This is a genomic window from Microcoleus asticus IPMA8, assembly GCF_013179805.1.
GTDB classification, from domain to species: Bacteria; Cyanobacteriota; Cyanobacteriia; order Cyanobacteriales; family Microcoleaceae; genus Microcoleus; species Microcoleus asticus.
This window is the reverse complement of record NZ_SRRZ01000024.1, coordinates 26,772-41,929: the sequence shown is the minus strand read 5'-3', so window position 1 is coordinate 41,929 and position 15,158 is coordinate 26,772. Positions and strand designations below refer to the sequence as shown.

The window sequence follows — 15,158 nt, the reverse complement described above, 5'->3', positions numbered from 1 at the left end:
GTGAGCAGCAATGGACAAGAATATTTACGGCTTTGTAAGTGAAAAGTCATCTGAAGAAGTCTTATTTGCGGAAGAAGTTAACTCAGATGAGGAGTTATTTTTTGCCGATGAAGTATCTGAAGAGTCCCAGACTGAAAGCTGGAAAATTTTGATTGTCGATGATGAGGCTCAAGTTCACACAGCTACTGATATTGCCTTAAGAAAGTTTGTTTATGAAAATAAACCTTTAAAAATTTTTAGTGCTTATTCCGCTAAGGAAGCTAAACAGTTAATCCAAGAACATTCTGATGTCGCTATCATCCTGCTTGATGTAATCATGGAAACGGATGATGCTGGCTTGGAGTTTGTGAAATATGTCCGCGAAGTGTTAGGCAATCAGTTAGTGCGAATTATTTTACGCACGGGTCAACCCGGTCAAGTACCAGAAAAAAGTATTATTATCAATTACGATATTAATGACTATAAAACTAAAACTGAATTAACGAGTTCAAAGCTATATACTACAGTGCTAACAGCTTTGAGAAGTTTTTGTCTGGGTCAGAAATTGCAGTCAGAAATAGAGCGGCGCGAACAAGTAGAACAAGCACTTCGTATCAGTGAAGAAAAAGAACACCAAAAAGCTCTTGCCTTAGAGCATTTTGTCAAAGAGCTGCAAGAAACACAACTCCAGCTAGTTCAAAGTGAAAAAATGTCTAGTCTCGGTCAATTAGTCGCAGGTGTAGCTCATGAAATTAACAATCCGGTTAACTTTATTTACGGCAATATCTCCTATGCTAAAGATTATATTAAAGAACTCATCTATGTGTTGAATCTCTACCAACAGCATTACCCACAACCAGAAGCAGAAATTCTCCAGGCAATAGAAGATGGAGAGTTGTCATTTATCATGGACGATTTGCCAAAATTGCTTTCTTCCATGCAGTTAGGCATTGACCGCATTCGTATGATTGTGCAGTCTCTACGCAATTTCTCGCGGGTGGATGAAACTGAAATCAAGTCAGTAGATATCCACGAAGGGATTAATAGCAGTTTGATGATCTTACAGCACCGACTAAAAGCTAGGTCAGATCGCCCTGCTATTGATGTCGTTAAAGACTATGGTCCATTGCCGCTTGTGAAGTGTTATGCAGGTCAGCTCAATCAGGTGTTTATGAACCTTTTAGCGAATGCTATAGATGCTTTAGAAGAGCGGGTAAGTAGAGAAGATGGTGCAGTTTTCCATCCCGAAATTTTGATTCGTACTGAAGTTGTACCGGGCAATTCGCATGATGGGGACAACATTAACTCTGGTTCAGGCATTCGGGTAACAATTGCTGATAATGGTGTTGGCATGACTGAGAAAGTTCGTTTAAAACTTTTCACTCCCTTTTTTACTACTAAGCCAATCGGAAAAGGTACAGGGATGGGATTGTCAATCAGCAAAAAAATTCTGCTAGAAAAACACTGCGGTCAATTGCAGTGTTTTTCTACGCCTGAGCACGGAACGCAGTTTATTATTGAGATGCCTACTATCTGTATAGCAACCAATGTCGCCGTAGTTATGCCTTAGAGAACTCATCTGGTTGAATTGATCGTATAGCGCTTTTCCGTTGCATGAAAACAGGGTAATTGCTAATTGCTAATTAATCTGAATTCTGACAGACTTTTTTCGCGCAGCACGCCCACCACCCCTTTAGGGGTTGGGATAGGCGCTGCGGCTTTAGCCACATTCTTCTAACTTAATTGTGTTGGTTTTCAATATATTTTTTAACAATCTCTTCCGAGGCATTACCAACTGTGCCGTAAAATACAGCAGATTCCATGTATAAATAGCACACTGCATTCAGTAGATCAGCGGAAAAAATGAAACTTTATTCGATCGAGTTTCGTAAAAAAATAGTTAAAGCCTATGAACCCGATGATACATCAATTAGGGCGTTGCTGAATTAGCGTATGATAAAGTTATAGTGCGATCGCCACAAAATAACACTTCACAAAACGTAGAGCTTATGCAATATCCTGAATATCAGTCAACTCATGTTAATAAAAATGGTCATAAAAAAGGTAAACAAAATTATATTTGTGTCGGTTGTGGCAGACAATTTATAGATTGCTCTCAACCTCATAAAGGTTACTCTGAAAATGTTAAATGTTAATGTCTCAAATGTAGACCAATGGTAGGGATTATTAAGCAATTGAGAGAGTCAAAAAGGTGCCTCATACAACAATAATTAATTGGCTCAAACAAGTAGGAAAACTCTTCCCATATTTTTAGCACACAGAGACAAATCCACAAGTAGGTGAATGGAATGAATGATAAACATTTGTCGGCTAAAAAATGTTTTATCTGGTTATGAACAGTAGTAGACCACTTTCAACCAGGTATTTTAGGATAGGTATTAGGCGCTCATAGTGGCTAAACTTTGAACCAATTGGTACTATTGTTAATAAATAGAAATGCTCTTTTCTTGTGACCGATGCCTGGAAAGTTTATCCTAGTTTTATTGCCGATGAAGCTCAAATCCCACCGCAAAACCTATAGGACAAGAGTTGAGGGCGAAAATACAAGATTAAGATATTATTTACCTTGTTTGAAACGAAAAACTTTTTGTTATTCTGGCATCACGCAGCAAGTTGCTCAGACATTCCCTTCGATTATTAATTCACTATCTTAAATTTGCAGATATTCCAATTCCATATCAAAATTAAAGAAACTATTTGGGTTCGATGCGGTCGCCGACATTGCTTAGTGGTACCCTAATTCACCAACGCCTTTTTTTGTTGTAATATCATCGACGCGCTCAACGCTCTTCCCTCTGCTGCAAATGTCGCCAAACTTCTTGATGACATACGTGCCAAAAATACAGGGCTAAATTCACAAGAGCTAATAATTTAGTGCCATCTTCTAACATCGCGTGTACTCCTTGGTTTGGCAACTTTAAAATATCCTCAAACCTGGAGATAGCAAACAATAGAAATGCTGCGACTAATGGCAGGTAAGGAGTGGTTTTGATGTATCGCCAAAACTTAGCTCCGTAAAGGAAAACAGCACTACCATAACATAAATAAATTAATTTTTTAGAGATTCCAAACTCAGAAAGAATCAAAGTCATCCGAAACCTGTCATCCACGTAAAAGACTCCCAGCAGTAAAGCACTAAAAAATAAGAATATCGCCGCTCGACTGCGCGGATTTTTCTGGCGCAACACTCCGAAAGTAAATGCACAAATTGCTACTGGTATGCACGCGAGGACTTCGGAAACTCCGGTTAGAATGCCTTCGTAAGGGAACCAGAAATTAAAAGGATCGCTAAACAGGCGTTCAACTCCGTCTCCCTGGTTGTTGAGTTTGGCGTATACGCTCAGCCCGCCCAAAATCAGGACAGTCAGAGTGTTTAAAGCAACTAAGAAGGGTACGCTAAAAAAGTGTTTTTGGAAAGCTTTTAAAGAATTTGACAAGCTGGGAATTTGATTGAATAAAGGCAGATGCTTCATAAATAATATCTCCAAGCAATGGGGGTTCGTTACTTATTCACCGGCAGCCAAACCACAAATGTAGTGCCGCGATCTGTTGGATATAATAAAGGAGCTGCCGCAGATGGCAGCCATTCAGGATTGACTGGGGAAAATACTTCTATTTCTCCTTGCATTTGGCGGACTAAATCGCGGGCGATCGCCAAACCTAATCCTGTGCCGGGAATTTCAGTCTGCGCTTTTTCTCCTCGGTAGTGCCGCTCAAATAAATGTTCTAAATCCTGGGGAGGAATGCCAGAACCTGTGTCGCTGACTGCAACTGCTATCGCAGGCAATTGGCTGTATCCTGCCCGATCGCCCTCCGCTGCTGTGTACCTTACTTTAATATAAATTTGGCAGCCGACCGGGGTATATTTCAAAGCATTGTCAATTAAATTGCTCAAAACTTCGCGCAAAGCTCGATCGTTCGCTGAGACTGGTGGCAAATCCGCCGGAATGTCGGCTAGCAATTTCAGATGCCTTTCAGATGCGATCGCCTCGGCGGAAATTAACAGCGGTTTTAAGACTTCTGCCACAAAACAGGATTCCTGCAAATTGACAGCAGGTGACAGCGACAAAGGAGAATGCCGGATTGATTCGACATTGGACATTGCTTTTTCTAAAGTGCCCGATGGCAGTTTTAGATGTGCTTCGCCCGTGTCAACGGTTCGATCGAACTGGCCCAGCAACTCTTGTAGGCGCTCGCTCTCTCGGACAATACTAAAAGCCACATTGCGGTTTTTGTCTTCCGGTACCAGCCGCCGCGCTAACAGCTTGCCAAAAGTTCGCAACGCTGTCAGCGGACTTTTGAACTGGTGCAGTAAATTGTGCATCGTGTCGTAAACCTGAGCTTGAATTTGCCGAGCCGAACCCAATTCCTGCTGCATCCACTGCGATCGCTGGTCTAAAATGCAGGCTAGGGCTAAGGTGCGGGAAATTTGTTGCATCTGAGCCTCCTCTCGCTCGTTCCAAGGCCTGTCTTGCCGACCGCACACCAGGAGTCCCATTACAGTTCCCTCGTGTATCAGAGGTGTCACTATTTGCATCCGCTGCTGCCACAAATTCTCCGGGCCTTGGCACTGATGGGAACTGCGCTCATTACCCGGAAGCGGTTCTGGTGCGATCGCCCCCACCGTTGATTTTTCCACAGGAAAAACTGGCGGCGCCAGCAGCCGCGGCACGGGTTTCACTGTCGAAGTTTCGGAAGATTGCAGCCTCAATCCCTGATTTTCTTCCGATTCAACTGAGGTTTCTGGGTAAAACGCGATCGGCACCAACTTTGCCTCACTGCCTTCTACCAGCTCTTGTGTCAGGTATACCGCGCTGAATGTCGCGCCCAAACTGACGGCGATCGCCACCTGCGATCGGCAAAGCTTGACAAATTCTGAACTGGCTGGCATTAACATGAGCGCCACATTAAGATATCTAACGGAATTCTCAGTAAATTACAAATGATCGGCTGCCGATTACTGATCGGAGACTTCTAAATTTCAGGTGTCTTTGCTTTGATATAAGGCAGCTATGTGGAAGGCCTTGGGCTTTCATGAACCAAAATTGCCCCGCATCCCCGTCCGGCGGGCTTCCACAATTCCCAAAGCTTTGCTTTTGCCGGAACTTGCGGCCCACAATACCACAACCGCTACACTTTTGTCGATCGGCACGAATGTTAAGATTATGTCGATATATTAAAAACAGTTGAAGTTTTGAGCGAGAACGGATATACTGACCTCGGATTTGGTAGCTATCATTACAACCTGTCTGCTCATACTGTCTGCTCACAGAGGAGGTAAAGAAATTGGCCAGGAGACGCAAACGCAAGAGTCGCCGCCGACAAGAAGGACGCAGAATTTTAGAGTGTGTGCCTCAATATAGCATCGAGAGCGGCGAAGATAAACCCGTAACAGCGGCTCGCAAGTTCATCCATGCCGAAGGCATTGCTCCCCCAGCTTTGCTGTTAGTCAAGCGTAACGAGCATACCACTGACAGATACTTCTGGGCTGAAAAAGGTTTATTTGGAGCCCAATACGTAGAAGAGAATCATTTCTTGTTCCCCAGCTTAAAGGTGATGTTGGAAGCTACCACAGAAAAAATTCCTGTGGTGTCAGCCAGCCGCGCTTAGATCGAAATGTTTAGCTCAAAACATTGACAGCAATGTTTTTCTAACTCTTTTAACAAAAGCGCGAGAGTTCTCATTGTCTGGAGAGTGCCAACTGAAATTTATGCGAAAAGTCCTTAGGAATTTGGGTATAAGGATCCATCGCAACAGGGTCGATCGCTGCAGAGGGCGATCGCCACAATTGGCACTTTCACGATAATGGTTTTTTTTTGACTGTTTTGTCGATCGAACAAACAGCCAACGAAAGAGCCGCTATTAAGTAATCGGTTTTTCAGCTCGAAGTCTAAGTACGGCATCTAGCATATCAAAAAATGTTCCGCGCCAAACTTTTAATCGAGCGGTTTCAAGTCTAAAGCTTTTTGCATAGCTGCTAGTTCATCGCGGTGAGCTCTGACAGTAACAAAGCTCTTGGTTTGGCTTCCCGACTCAGCAACAGATTCGAGTTTGAGCGAGACTTGCTCAGAGCGTCCAGCTTTTTTCCAGTAAAATACCCCCGCCAGCGGGGACAGCAGTACCAAAGCTAGGAAAATTTGACCCTGCTGGGGAACTAGCATTCCCAAAACCAGTCCCAAGCACAGAGCGCCGCCTGCACTCAGCAGAGTTAAAAAAATAGCTAGAAACCAACTCGGCCTGACAAAACCCTCAAACGTGACTTTATAGTTGGGGGCATCGACGGCTGCAACTCGGTAAGCCCTAGAAGCAAAATACTCTTGTAGCTGGGTTAACAGTGACTCTTGGGCGCTCTCGGAAGCAAGCTTGACTTGTTCGATTCTATCTTTGACCGAGGCCTTGATGAAGAAAAACAAGCCAACCGCCAGCAGCAGCGTTAGCACAAATGTTGAAGGAAGAACAGCAGTATCCATCGGTAGAAGTTTGTGTAATTGAAATTATCTACTATTACTTTACAGAAATTTACATACGAAAGCGATCGAGGACTTACGCAGACACTTTTTTACCAAAATTCGCAGAAAGCTTTGTAGCAAGGCATTTTTCTCCTCATCACCAAATTCTTATATCTCTACCTCGTCGCTAATTCTCAAGTGACCATGCGTAAGTCCTGACGCAGTGTAGATGCTTTAATGGCTGTGCGGCGATCGAGCAAAGCGAAGGCAATCGGGCAAATCGCTTTGCTAGCGCCAGCATCTCAAGGGTTTAGGCATCCGATTCAAACTCGGTTAACCCGTCTGACCAGTTTCTAATGCGTGGGAGCGACGCCCTGACGCGCCGTTTCCCTGACCGATGTACTCGTGCCAAAGACGAGCCAGGTCTTGAGCTTGGTGCCGCCACTCAGGAAGGATTTGATACATCCGGCGGGGGCGGCCGCGTCCTTCTACTTTTTTCCAGTAACCGGTGATTACAGCTTCATCTTCGAGGAATTTCAGAGCGCTGTAGAGCACGGTATCAGAAAGTCGGTAGATGGGGAATTCCCTCTCTAGTTGTCCGATGAGTTCTGTACCGTAGGAATCTCCCCGCAATAACACGGAGAGAATGTAGCACACTGCTAGTTCCTTGTTTAGATAAACAGGAGGGGGGTCTTGAAAAAATTGATAGATATGTTCAAACTTCATCTGTCTTGTCCGCTGGAAACTCTCGTGATACCGTCAGGTTAACGGGAGAGGAAAGCGGGGCGGGGGATGCCGCTTCCTAAGGATTAAGTGGGACACGGAGGAAACAGAGGTGCAGTATTTCCCCAGTGAATGTTGATAGCCCCAAACGCTTGTGCTGCACTTCGGTAATGTTTGCCTGCTCCAAGGTTGAGGAGCACTGGCCTAACTAGCGCAATTTTTTTCCTCTTCCAATCTATCGCAGCGACTCTTGTCAAGTGGGCGATCGCCTGCAAAAGTTGGCAGTTACTTCCGGAGTTGGTGTTTTAACTGAAAATTAAAAATTCGCAACTTCCCGGAGCCCTTTGTCGGCCTCGTCTCTGCGCTCTAGCTTGTCTGATTTACTGTTGATGTTTGCGCTCAAGCGCAGGCTTTAAACCAAACTCAGACCTAACATGGCGCGCAATGTAAAAGTTAGAAACACAAAAGTCGCTACGATCGAACTAATCAGGGCGATCGCAGTTGTCGGTCGATCGAGCAGGGGTCTGAGTCGCTCGAACAGGAAAAAGAAAATTCCCAGACATATCGTAATGAAAAAGCGGGGGTAGCGAGAGACGTTATTAATAAAATCTTGCATGAGCTTGGTTGGGTAAAGTGTCACAGCTCGATCTTTGACTGGTAACACTTGTGAGCGAGTTAGACAATTTTGGCACAGCCGGAGCTAAATCTGCCGATCGGGCGATCGGGCATTTTTGCCGGCGAGGCTGACATATATAATTCTAACGAAAACTTTTCGCCGATCGAGCGATGTCTGTTTAATGCCACGCAACCTCCGGTGACAACTACAGAAGTATTTCTATTGAGTTCTAGTTGTGATAAATATTATAGGGCCGTTATTTCTAGATAAATGTCTGCTTCCGCACCTTCTGAAGTCTTGCCGCGTCCCTTTTTGAAATGGGCAGGAGGCAAAAGTAGGTTGATTGGACAATATCAACCTTATTTTCCTGAAAATTTCACCACTTACTACGAGCCTTTTTTGGGCGGCGGAGCTGTATTCTTTTACTTAGCACAGCAGCACCCTTCTTTGCAAGCTATTTTAACAGATATTAATCCTGAGTTGATTAATGCCTATTGCTGTGTCAGGGATAAAGTTGAGGAGCTAATTGAGCTTTTGTTCGATCACCAGTCCGAACACAGCAAGAACAATAAAGAGTATTATTACTGGGTGCGATCGCAATCCTACAAAAAAGATACAGAAAAAGCAGCACGCCTGATTTACCTAAATAAAACTTGTTACAACGGCCTCTACAGAGAAAACTCAAAAGGTGAATTTAATGTTCCGATAGGTCGATACAAAAATCCTAACATTTGTCAAGCAGATTTATTGCGATCGGTCTCATCTTTACTCGCGCCCGCTCAAATTCAAGTCAGAAAATTCGATGAAATTTTAGATTTAGCTACAAGCAGCGAAGACTTTGTTTATTTTGACCCGCCTTATTATCCAATCAGTGCCACCAGTAACTTCACGGCTTACAGCCGGGATAATTTCAAAGAATCGGAACAGCTTAAACTGAGAGATGTTTTTGCAGAAGTTGCCGAACGGGGCGTCAAAGTTATGCTGTCTAATTCTAACTGCGATTTCATCGAAAAAATCTACAGCGATACTCACGCTTTTTCCAAAATACCTTTCCCACAACTAATTGAAATATCAGCATCCAGGGGAATTAATTCTAAGAGTTGCCAGCGCGGAAAAGTCAAGGAATTATTAATATGTTCATTTTAAGTTACACTTAAGCAAAGTCTCTAAATAAGAATATTTTATAGGAGTAATACGTGGTTGCCCCGCAGGCGGCCAAGTTGTGTAATTCCTGTTACAGATGTTTGTTTGCCCAGGTAATGAAACCTTCGAGCTTGTGCACTCCCAACAGATTTTTATTGTCAGGAACTTGTTTTTTAAACCAGTCGATCGAACCTTGCCTCATACCGTCACCGCCCACTATAACAATAGTTGGCACCCGATAGCAATTTTTAATATTTAAATTGAGGTAAGGATACTTCTCGTCTACTGAACCTTTGTCTTCTTGCCACTTGCACTCAACAATTAGACCCAGAGGAAACAAACCGGAATCAACAATATAGAAATCGACATTTATTTCAGTTTCATAGATGCTAGACCCGATATAAACCTGTTTAGCATATCGCTTGGGATTTTCAGTAGAGATTAAGAGCCAATCTCGCTTACGCTTTTTCGGCAACTGGGGACATATTTCGATATATCCGTGGCCTCTCAACGTACCTTCTACAGTGGTTTCTAAAACAAAACCAGTTTTATTGGCTCTAAAACCCCTATTCATTTTGTTGGCTCCTGAATATAATCTGAATTAAGCCGATCGCACTTCGATAGATCCCCTGTCAAAAACCCGTTTGTCAGTACCGATTGAACTGACAAACATCCGGTCTTTATAGACATCAAACGTCGCAAAACTCAGCCGGCTAGCAGAATACTCCGTCCACTCAGAACGCCCCACCTCACGAGTGCCACCGCCGGCACCGCAAATTAAATAAGTCGTACCGTTAATCGAGCGAGTGCGTTCGTAACTGTGTTCGTGTCCGTTGATATAAAGCTGCACGCCGTACTTTTTAAACAAAGGCGTCAAAGTCTTAATAAAAGGTTGATTTACTCCGTACACCCCAGAGGAATAAATCGGATGGTGGCCGAACACAACTTTCCAAGGTGCGGTGCTCTGACTCAACTCTTTTTCCAGCCAAACAAGCTGATTTTTCCAATCCGCATTGTGATTGGTATCTAAAGCAAAAAACTGTACGGGATCGCGCCGAAAAGTATAGTAGCGACCTTGCATATTAAAACCCGCATATTTAACTTGCGGGTCGCCGTTAGCAGTGCGGATGTCGTGATTTCCCAGACAAGCATAAAATTTTACGTTTTGCTGCAATAACGGCTGATAAGGCCGCTCGAAAACAGCATTAATTTTTTCAATTTCGCCGTTATTGTAGATATTGTCGCCGGCGAGAACAGCAACATTAAAAGGGTTTTCCCGGTGATATTGCGCCATCGCCTCAGCCACAGCATACTGACCTTCAGCGCCGGTACCGGTGTCGGCCACCGAAATAAAGCGTAAAATAGGCGGTGAGGCCGGCAATGGGACGATCGTCCTTTCTGCCTCAACCTTAGAAGCCACAGCAGCATCGGTGTCTGTACCCCAGGAAGTCCGAAGCTGAAACATTTTCCAGACTCCGGCAAAACCTAAGCTGCTGAGACTGCCTAAAATTAGAAAGTGACGGCGTTTGATACTCATTTTGATTCAGTTACAACTAATGAAATGATAAATTAAGGTTGAGATGGCTCAACTAAAAATTTATCGCTTTTAGATATATTTGCAACGCCCCAAGGCAGAGAAAATGTCAGAAGAACAACTAAACCAGTCAATTCCAGAACCCTCTCAATCTCCGACACCGGAGGTTGACTCGCCTGCAAAGTCTGCCCCCACTGGTAGCAAAACTCAAAATGCCAGCAGCGCTGTTCCCAAAAATCAGAGAATCAATGCTTTGATTGCCTCGATTGGGAATTTGGGCAAAAAAGGGAAAAAATTAGCAGCAGAACCCCCCTTGCAGGCGCAAAAGCCGATCGCGCCCACCGCTTCTGACTCAGCAACAGCAACTCCTCCGGCTGTTGCTGCGGAAGTTAACAGCGTGCCTCCAAAAGTTGCTGTAAAAGTTGAGAAAAAGCCTGTATCCCAACGCCCGGAAGGGAGTTTTTTAGAGAAAGTCGGTGTACTTTGGCAAAGTATTGTGCGGCTAGTGCGATCGCTACTGCCACCATCTGCGAACCAGAAGCTGTCCGATCCAATTTTAAACGCCGCCATAGCAGCAATTCTGATCGTTGCAGTGGGTTTAACTTTCAACAGTTTCTCGGCAAAACCGCCGGAGAAACTAGCAAAAGTGCCTCTCCCAGCAGCGCAGCAGTCGCCGCCAACGTTTGGCGATTTTGTGGCGCCGGGAATGCCGAAATCCCCAGAGGCGATCGCACCGTCAGCGCCAATATCTACTAAATTCAAAAGCAAGTTGCCCGATTTAGTGGCCCCGGAAAAACCGCAACCAGTAGAAATGATCCCACCGCCGCCGCTGACGCCGGAACAGTCTCTGATTGCTGCTATTCAAACTCAAGTTACTGAAATTAAGAATCGACTTGGCGGCGGTTTAGTTGAGTCTGTTCAAGCTAATTTTTCTAGCAGCATTTTGACTGTAAAAGTCGCTGAAGATTGGTACAAACTAAGCGAAGTCGAGCAAAATCAACTAGCAACTAAAATGTGGAAGGAAGCTAATTCACTCGATTTTAGCAAGCTAGAAATTGCCAATAGGGAAGGAAAGTTAATAGCTAGAAGTCCCGTTGTTGGTTCGGAAATGATTATTTTAGAGAGAGGGATTAATTAGAATTTAATTAGAATTTCAATAGTCTGTATCTGTAAACCATCAGACCAGCCTTACAGTCCAGGACGCAAAACCTAATTATGTATGGTGCGCACTGCGCACCATACTGCTGTTAATTTTTTTTAGGATATCGAACTTTTCCCAAATCCGACAGAATACTACCATTAAATTAATTAACTTTGAGGAAAATTGAAAAATGACAATTTTAACTCAAGTCGAACCAGTAGAAATTGAATATCCGAGCAGCGACGGAGAGCCGATGGCTGAAAGCGACATCACGCGCGATTACATGATTTATAGCGTTGAAGCTGTCAAGCTTTACTTTCAAGAACGTTCTGATGTTTACGTCTCAGCCAATTCTTTCATATATTATGAAGAAGGAAACAACCAGGCGCAGTTGTGGCCCCGGATGTTTATGTGGTGTTTGGAGTTGCCAACCGCAAAAGGGATAATTATAAAGTTTGGGAAGAAGGGGGAATTACTCCAGATTTTGTACTAGAAATTACATCGGAAACAACTCAAACGAAAGACCAAGAAACCAAACCGGAAATTTATCGGGCTTTGGGAGTTAGGGAATATTTTCAGTACGATCCGTCGGGAGATTATCTAAATCCGATTTTACAGGGAGTACGTCTAATAAACAATCAGTACGAGCCGATTGCAGCCAACAATATCGCTTTCGATACGCTGTGGTTGTTCAGTGAAGTGCTGGAACTCGAATTGCATATAATTGCAGGAGAATTGAGGTTTAGAGTTCCTCAAACTGGTGAGTTTTTGAAGACTCACAAGGAAGAAAACCTGGGACGACTAGCTGAGCAACAAGCACGACTGGCTGAACAACAAGCACGGCTAGCAGCGGAGTCAGCCTTTCAACAATCTGAGCAAGCACGACTGGCAGCGGAGTCAACATTGCGATCGCTCGTAACTCAACTCTTAAATTCTGGAATGAGTCTGGAACAGGTAGCGCAAATGATCAATTTATCGACCTTGGAAGTGAGACGATTGGTAGGGGAAAACTTTTGAGCGATCGCACTTTTCCAAGAGATCAGGGATAGTGCGATCGAAGTATGGGACAAAATCTGAACAGTCAACAGTCAACAGTCAACAATTAGCTAAGGACTAGAGAGGCTTATTAGTAGGTTTAAAACCTTGCTTTTGAAAATAGGTTCTAAATACCTCTTGAGCAATTGGTGCAGCCGATACAGCACCAAATCCGCCACCTTCAACTATAACTGCGATCGCAACTTCCGGTTTGTCAGCAGGAGCAAAACCCACATACATAGAATTGTCAGGATGACCGGGCATTTCCACAGTCCCAGTCTTACCTGCACTTAAAGGAATAGTACCGTCATTCATGGCGCGGCCTGTACCTTTTTTCACCACGTCAATCAATCCTTGTTTAATGACGTTTAAAGTTGCAGGCTTAATACCTGTTGAAATTTTTTTAGTAACAGGCGTATTGGTTTGAGAAGCCAATAAATGCGGCTGCACTCGCCAACCACCGTTGGCAATAGTTGACACCATCACTGCCAATTCTAAGGGAGTACAAAGTACCAAACCTTGACCGATCGCCATTGTTACTGTATCGCCAACGTACCAATCTTCCCCATACATTTTCTGTTTCTCTGCTGGTATCGGAACTTGACCGTGATTGGCGCCGTCTATCCCCAAAAGGTCTAAATTAATAGTACCGCCAATGCCCATTTTTTTAGCCCATTTCGCCATTTCTTCCGGCCCTGCAGTCATACCTACTTGATAGAAAAACGTATTGCTGCTGTAGGCTAAAGCATCGCGGAAACCGATAACGCCGTAACCGGCGCCGTGTTCGTTAAAGGAAATTCCGCCGATGTTAATTGAAGCAGAACTTACCAAAGTCGAGTCAGGAGAAAACTTGCCCGACTCCATCCCGGCTACAGAAGTGACAATCTTAAAAGTGCTGCCGACTGGATAGCCTTGAACTGCCCGATTTAAAAATGGTTTGTCTGGCCCTTGCAGCCGATCCCATTCTTTTTGACTCACCTTGCGGGTAAAAATATTGGGGTCAAATGTAGGCCAACTAGCCATTGTTAAAAGAGCTCCGGTTTTCACGTCGATCGCCACAACTGCACCCAGGCGATCGCCCAAAGCTTTTTCGGCAGTTTTCTGCATATCTAAATCTAAAGTTAGCTGCACCGGTTTGCCGGGAATAGGGTCTTTTACACCTAAATCTTGGATTTCTTCGCCCTTAGCATTTACCTCGATTAAACGGTTTCCCCAAACGCCCTCTAAAGTTGAATTGGCTAATTTTTCGACTCCCATTTGACCGACGATCATCCCCATCGGATATGCAGGATTAGCTTTTAATTGATCTAAACTAGCTTCGCCGACGTATCCCAAAAGATGAGCTGCTAATTGCTGGTTGGGATTGTCTCGGCTCGATTCTACGCGAATTTCAACTCCCCGCAAAGCATTACTTTGTTCTCCCAAAGCGACGAAAGTACCGACATCGATATCCTTACTAATTCGCACTGGCAGGGCCGATCTGTAGCCAACTCCATCGATTTTTTTGACAATTTCGGCTGCGGGAAGTTTGACGATCGGACCGAGTGTAGCTGCGATCTCTTGCCACTCCTTGGCCGATCGCTCTTTTGGCCACACATAGACCGATCGAGATACGCGGCTGGCCGCAAATATTTTGCCGCTGCGGTCTAAAATTTGACCGCGATTCGCTGCGACTGACACAGGGCGAATGCGGTTATTTTCCGCGCGCTGTCGGTTGTATGCTCCATGTACCAGTTGCAGTTCGACTAGACGAAATGTCGGCAGCGTCACCAAGGTAGTGACTAGCAGCATAAAAATCACAGCTTGGAACGATCGGCCGCCTTGCCGTGCAGGATTGTTTAAGCCTTTTTTGTCGAATCGGACTTGAGAGTTAAAAGAAAAATCGCCAGCCATATTAATTAATCTGCTCTTTTTATTCAACTAACAGGTTGATAAGGTGCCCATCCGGATTATTTTGAGGAAGATACAGCCACGATAACTTCTAACTCTTTAGTGACAGACATAAATTCTGCCGATTGGCAGACGTATCAACAGGTTTTTTTGATTAAGGTAGAGCTTGAATATCAGGTTTTTTTGACAATTCAACTGTTAAGGAGGTAGGGGCGCTGTGGAACCGATCGATTTTTTAATTGCTTGGCTGGTGACGGGCAGCAGCTTGCTGCTAATTTCTCAACTGCCGATCGGCGTAGAAATTGACAGCACACCGAAAGCAGTAATTTCCGCTGCGGTTTTGGGAATTTTGAATGTTTTAATTTTGCCAATTCTAAAAGCTGTTTTTTTCGTGCCGAACCTACTGACGCTGGGATTGCTTTCCGGTGCGTTTGCTTTTGTAATGAACGTGATTATTTTTGCCTCGGCTGCGAAGTTAGTTGAAGGATTTAGCTTGCGGATGGGTCTTTGGAGCGCGGTACTGGGGGCGATCGCCTTGGCTGTAGTTAGCAGCTTTATCAACGGCGCGCTGATTTAGCAACTTCCCCACAAAAAGGGCGATTGAAATCGCCCGATATTTCCCACCCT

The 15,158-nt window shown here is 44.3% G+C and carries 17 protein-coding genes and 1 pseudogene; 9 read left to right on the top strand and 9 right to left on the bottom strand.

Annotated elements, in window-relative coordinates:
* Positions 1 to 10 precede the first annotated feature (10 nt).
* Together E5S67_RS08995 and E5S67_RS08990 are read left to right on the top strand one after the other, a co-directional pair.
* On the top strand, positions 11 to 1,549 hold the full coding sequence (locus E5S67_RS08995; RefSeq protein ID WP_172186702.1) for an ATP-binding protein: 1,539 nt from the start codon (positions 11 to 13) through the stop codon (positions 1,547 to 1,549).
* A gap of 439 nt (positions 1,550 to 1,988) precedes the next feature.
* Positions 1,989 to 2,688 (top strand): annotated as a pseudogene (locus E5S67_RS08990) (IS1 family transposase).
* A gap of 92 nt (positions 2,689 to 2,780) precedes the next feature.
* On the opposite strand, the gene E5S67_RS08985 reads toward E5S67_RS08990, so the two are convergent.
* Both E5S67_RS08985 and E5S67_RS08980 read right to left on the bottom strand, forming a co-directional pair.
* Positions 2,781 to 3,473, bottom strand: a complete 693-nt coding sequence (locus tag E5S67_RS08985; RefSeq protein WP_172186701.1) for a hypothetical protein — start codon at positions 3,471 to 3,473, stop codon at positions 2,781 to 2,783.
* A gap of 29 nt (positions 3,474 to 3,502) precedes the next feature.
* Positions 3,503 to 4,891 (bottom strand): GAF domain-containing sensor histidine kinase, encoded by a 1,389-nt coding sequence (locus E5S67_RS08980; protein ID WP_246276695.1) that lies wholly within the window; start codon positions 4,889 to 4,891, stop codon positions 3,503 to 3,505.
* Between the two features lie 121 nt (positions 4,892 to 5,012).
* On the opposite strand from E5S67_RS08980, the gene E5S67_RS08975 reads away from it, so the two are divergent.
* Positions 5,013 to 5,180 carry a hypothetical protein gene (locus E5S67_RS08975; RefSeq protein WP_172186700.1) on the top strand — a complete coding sequence of 56 codons (168 nt, stop codon included), beginning with the start codon at positions 5,013 to 5,015 and terminating at the stop codon, positions 5,178 to 5,180.
* Positions 5,181 to 5,286: 106 nt separating this feature from the next.
* On the top strand, positions 5,287 to 5,610 hold the full coding sequence (locus tag E5S67_RS08970; protein WP_006635576.1) for a DUF3155 domain-containing protein: 324 nt from the start codon (positions 5,287 to 5,289) through the stop codon (positions 5,608 to 5,610).
* Positions 5,611 to 5,936: 326 nt separating this feature from the next.
* Here E5S67_RS08970 and E5S67_RS08965 read toward each other — a convergent pair whose 3' ends face one another.
* From E5S67_RS08965 to E5S67_RS33975, 4 genes are all read right to left on the bottom strand, one after another.
* On the bottom strand, positions 5,937 to 6,470 hold the full coding sequence (locus tag E5S67_RS08965; RefSeq protein WP_172186699.1) for a cofactor assembly of complex C subunit B: 534 nt from the start codon (positions 6,468 to 6,470) through the stop codon (positions 5,937 to 5,939).
* A 312-nt stretch (positions 6,471 to 6,782) separates the two neighbouring features.
* Complete coding sequence (locus E5S67_RS08960; RefSeq protein ID WP_172186698.1) at positions 6,783 to 7,175, bottom strand: PadR family transcriptional regulator; 393 nt, start codon at positions 7,173 to 7,175, stop codon at positions 6,783 to 6,785.
* Positions 7,176 to 7,584: 409 nt separating this feature from the next.
* On the bottom strand, positions 7,585 to 7,788 hold the full coding sequence (locus E5S67_RS08955) for a DUF751 family protein (RefSeq protein WP_172186720.1): 204 nt from the start codon (positions 7,786 to 7,788) through the stop codon (positions 7,585 to 7,587).
* 59 nt (positions 7,789 to 7,847) lie between these two features.
* Positions 7,848 to 7,976 (bottom strand): hypothetical protein, encoded by a 129-nt coding sequence (locus E5S67_RS33975; protein WP_281363527.1) that lies wholly within the window; start codon positions 7,974 to 7,976, stop codon positions 7,848 to 7,850.
* A gap of 82 nt (positions 7,977 to 8,058) precedes the next feature.
* Here E5S67_RS33975 and E5S67_RS08950 point away from each other — a divergent pair, with 82 nt between their 5' ends.
* Positions 8,059 to 8,934: a DNA adenine methylase gene (locus tag E5S67_RS08950; protein ID WP_172186697.1), complete on the top strand. Its 876-nt coding sequence runs from the start codon at positions 8,059 to 8,061 to the stop codon at positions 8,932 to 8,934.
* Positions 8,935 to 9,022: 88 nt separating this feature from the next.
* Here the strand turns inward: E5S67_RS08950 and E5S67_RS08945 are convergent, their stop codons facing one another.
* Together E5S67_RS08945 and E5S67_RS08940 are read right to left on the bottom strand one after the other, a co-directional pair.
* Positions 9,023 to 9,505, bottom strand: coding sequence for a PD-(D/E)XK nuclease superfamily protein (locus E5S67_RS08945; protein ID WP_172186696.1), 483 nt, complete (start codon positions 9,503 to 9,505; stop codon positions 9,023 to 9,025).
* A gap of 27 nt (positions 9,506 to 9,532) precedes the next feature.
* Positions 9,533 to 10,468, bottom strand: coding sequence for a metallophosphoesterase family protein (locus tag E5S67_RS08940; RefSeq protein ID WP_172186695.1), 936 nt, complete (start codon positions 10,466 to 10,468; stop codon positions 9,533 to 9,535).
* A gap of 103 nt (positions 10,469 to 10,571) precedes the next feature.
* Here E5S67_RS08940 and E5S67_RS08935 point away from each other — a divergent pair, with 103 nt between their 5' ends.
* From E5S67_RS08935 to E5S67_RS08930, 3 genes are all read left to right on the top strand, one after another.
* Positions 10,572 to 11,603: a hypothetical protein gene (locus E5S67_RS08935; protein ID WP_172186694.1), complete on the top strand. Its 1,032-nt coding sequence runs from the start codon at positions 10,572 to 10,574 to the stop codon at positions 11,601 to 11,603.
* A gap of 193 nt (positions 11,604 to 11,796) precedes the next feature.
* Complete coding sequence (locus E5S67_RS33235) at positions 11,797 to 12,099, top strand: hypothetical protein (protein WP_246276694.1); 303 nt, start codon at positions 11,797 to 11,799, stop codon at positions 12,097 to 12,099.
* Positions 12,000 to 12,623, top strand: coding sequence for a Uma2 family endonuclease (locus tag E5S67_RS08930; protein WP_339382801.1), 624 nt, complete (start codon positions 12,000 to 12,002; stop codon positions 12,621 to 12,623). Before E5S67_RS33235 ends, E5S67_RS08930 begins: the two co-directional genes overlap by 100 nt.
* Before the next feature lie 96 nt (positions 12,624 to 12,719).
* On the opposite strand, the gene mrdA is transcribed toward E5S67_RS08930, so the two are convergent.
* Positions 12,720 to 14,534, bottom strand: coding sequence for a penicillin-binding protein 2 (mrdA, locus tag E5S67_RS08925; RefSeq protein WP_172186693.1), 1,815 nt, complete (start codon positions 14,532 to 14,534; stop codon positions 12,720 to 12,722).
* 214 nt (positions 14,535 to 14,748) lie between these two features.
* Here mrdA and E5S67_RS08920 point away from each other — a divergent pair, with 214 nt between their 5' ends.
* Positions 14,749 to 15,108: a phage holin family protein gene (locus tag E5S67_RS08920; RefSeq protein ID WP_172186692.1), complete on the top strand. Its 360-nt coding sequence runs from the start codon at positions 14,749 to 14,751 to the stop codon at positions 15,106 to 15,108.
* Positions 15,109 to 15,158 lie beyond the last annotated feature (50 nt).

Coding starts and splice junctions, on each gene's coding strand:
- E5S67_RS08995 (WP_172186702.1), top strand. CDS start 11: ATGGACAAGAATATTTACGGCTTTGTAAGTGAAAAGTCATCTGAAGAA.
- E5S67_RS33235 (WP_246276694.1), top strand. CDS start 11,797: ATGACAATTTTAACTCAAGTCGAACCAGTAGAAATTGAATATCCGAGC.
- E5S67_RS08940 (WP_172186695.1), bottom strand. CDS start 10,468: ATGAGTATCAAACGCCGTCACTTTCTAATTTTAGGCAGTCTCAGCAGC.
- E5S67_RS08965 (WP_172186699.1), bottom strand. CDS start 6,470: ATGGATACTGCTGTTCTTCCTTCAACATTTGTGCTAACGCTGCTGCTG.
- E5S67_RS08960 (WP_172186698.1), bottom strand. CDS start 7,175: ATGAAGTTTGAACATATCTATCAATTTTTTCAAGACCCCCCTCCTGTT.
- E5S67_RS08945 (WP_172186696.1), bottom strand. CDS start 9,505: ATGAATAGGGGTTTTAGAGCCAATAAAACTGGTTTTGTTTTAGAAACC.
- E5S67_RS08980 (WP_246276695.1), bottom strand. CDS start 4,891: ATGCCAGCCAGTTCAGAATTTGTCAAGCTTTGCCGATCGCAGGTGGCG.
- E5S67_RS08955 (WP_172186720.1), bottom strand. CDS start 7,788: ATGCAAGATTTTATTAATAACGTCTCTCGCTACCCCCGCTTTTTCATT.
- E5S67_RS08935 (WP_172186694.1), top strand. CDS start 10,572: ATGTCAGAAGAACAACTAAACCAGTCAATTCCAGAACCCTCTCAATCT.
- E5S67_RS08975 (WP_172186700.1), top strand. CDS start 5,013: ATGTGGAAGGCCTTGGGCTTTCATGAACCAAAATTGCCCCGCATCCCC.
- E5S67_RS08985 (WP_172186701.1), bottom strand. CDS start 3,473: ATGAAGCATCTGCCTTTATTCAATCAAATTCCCAGCTTGTCAAATTCT.
- mrdA (WP_172186693.1), bottom strand. CDS start 14,534: ATGGCTGGCGATTTTTCTTTTAACTCTCAAGTCCGATTCGACAAAAAA.
- E5S67_RS08950 (WP_172186697.1), top strand. CDS start 8,059: ATGTCTGCTTCCGCACCTTCTGAAGTCTTGCCGCGTCCCTTTTTGAAA.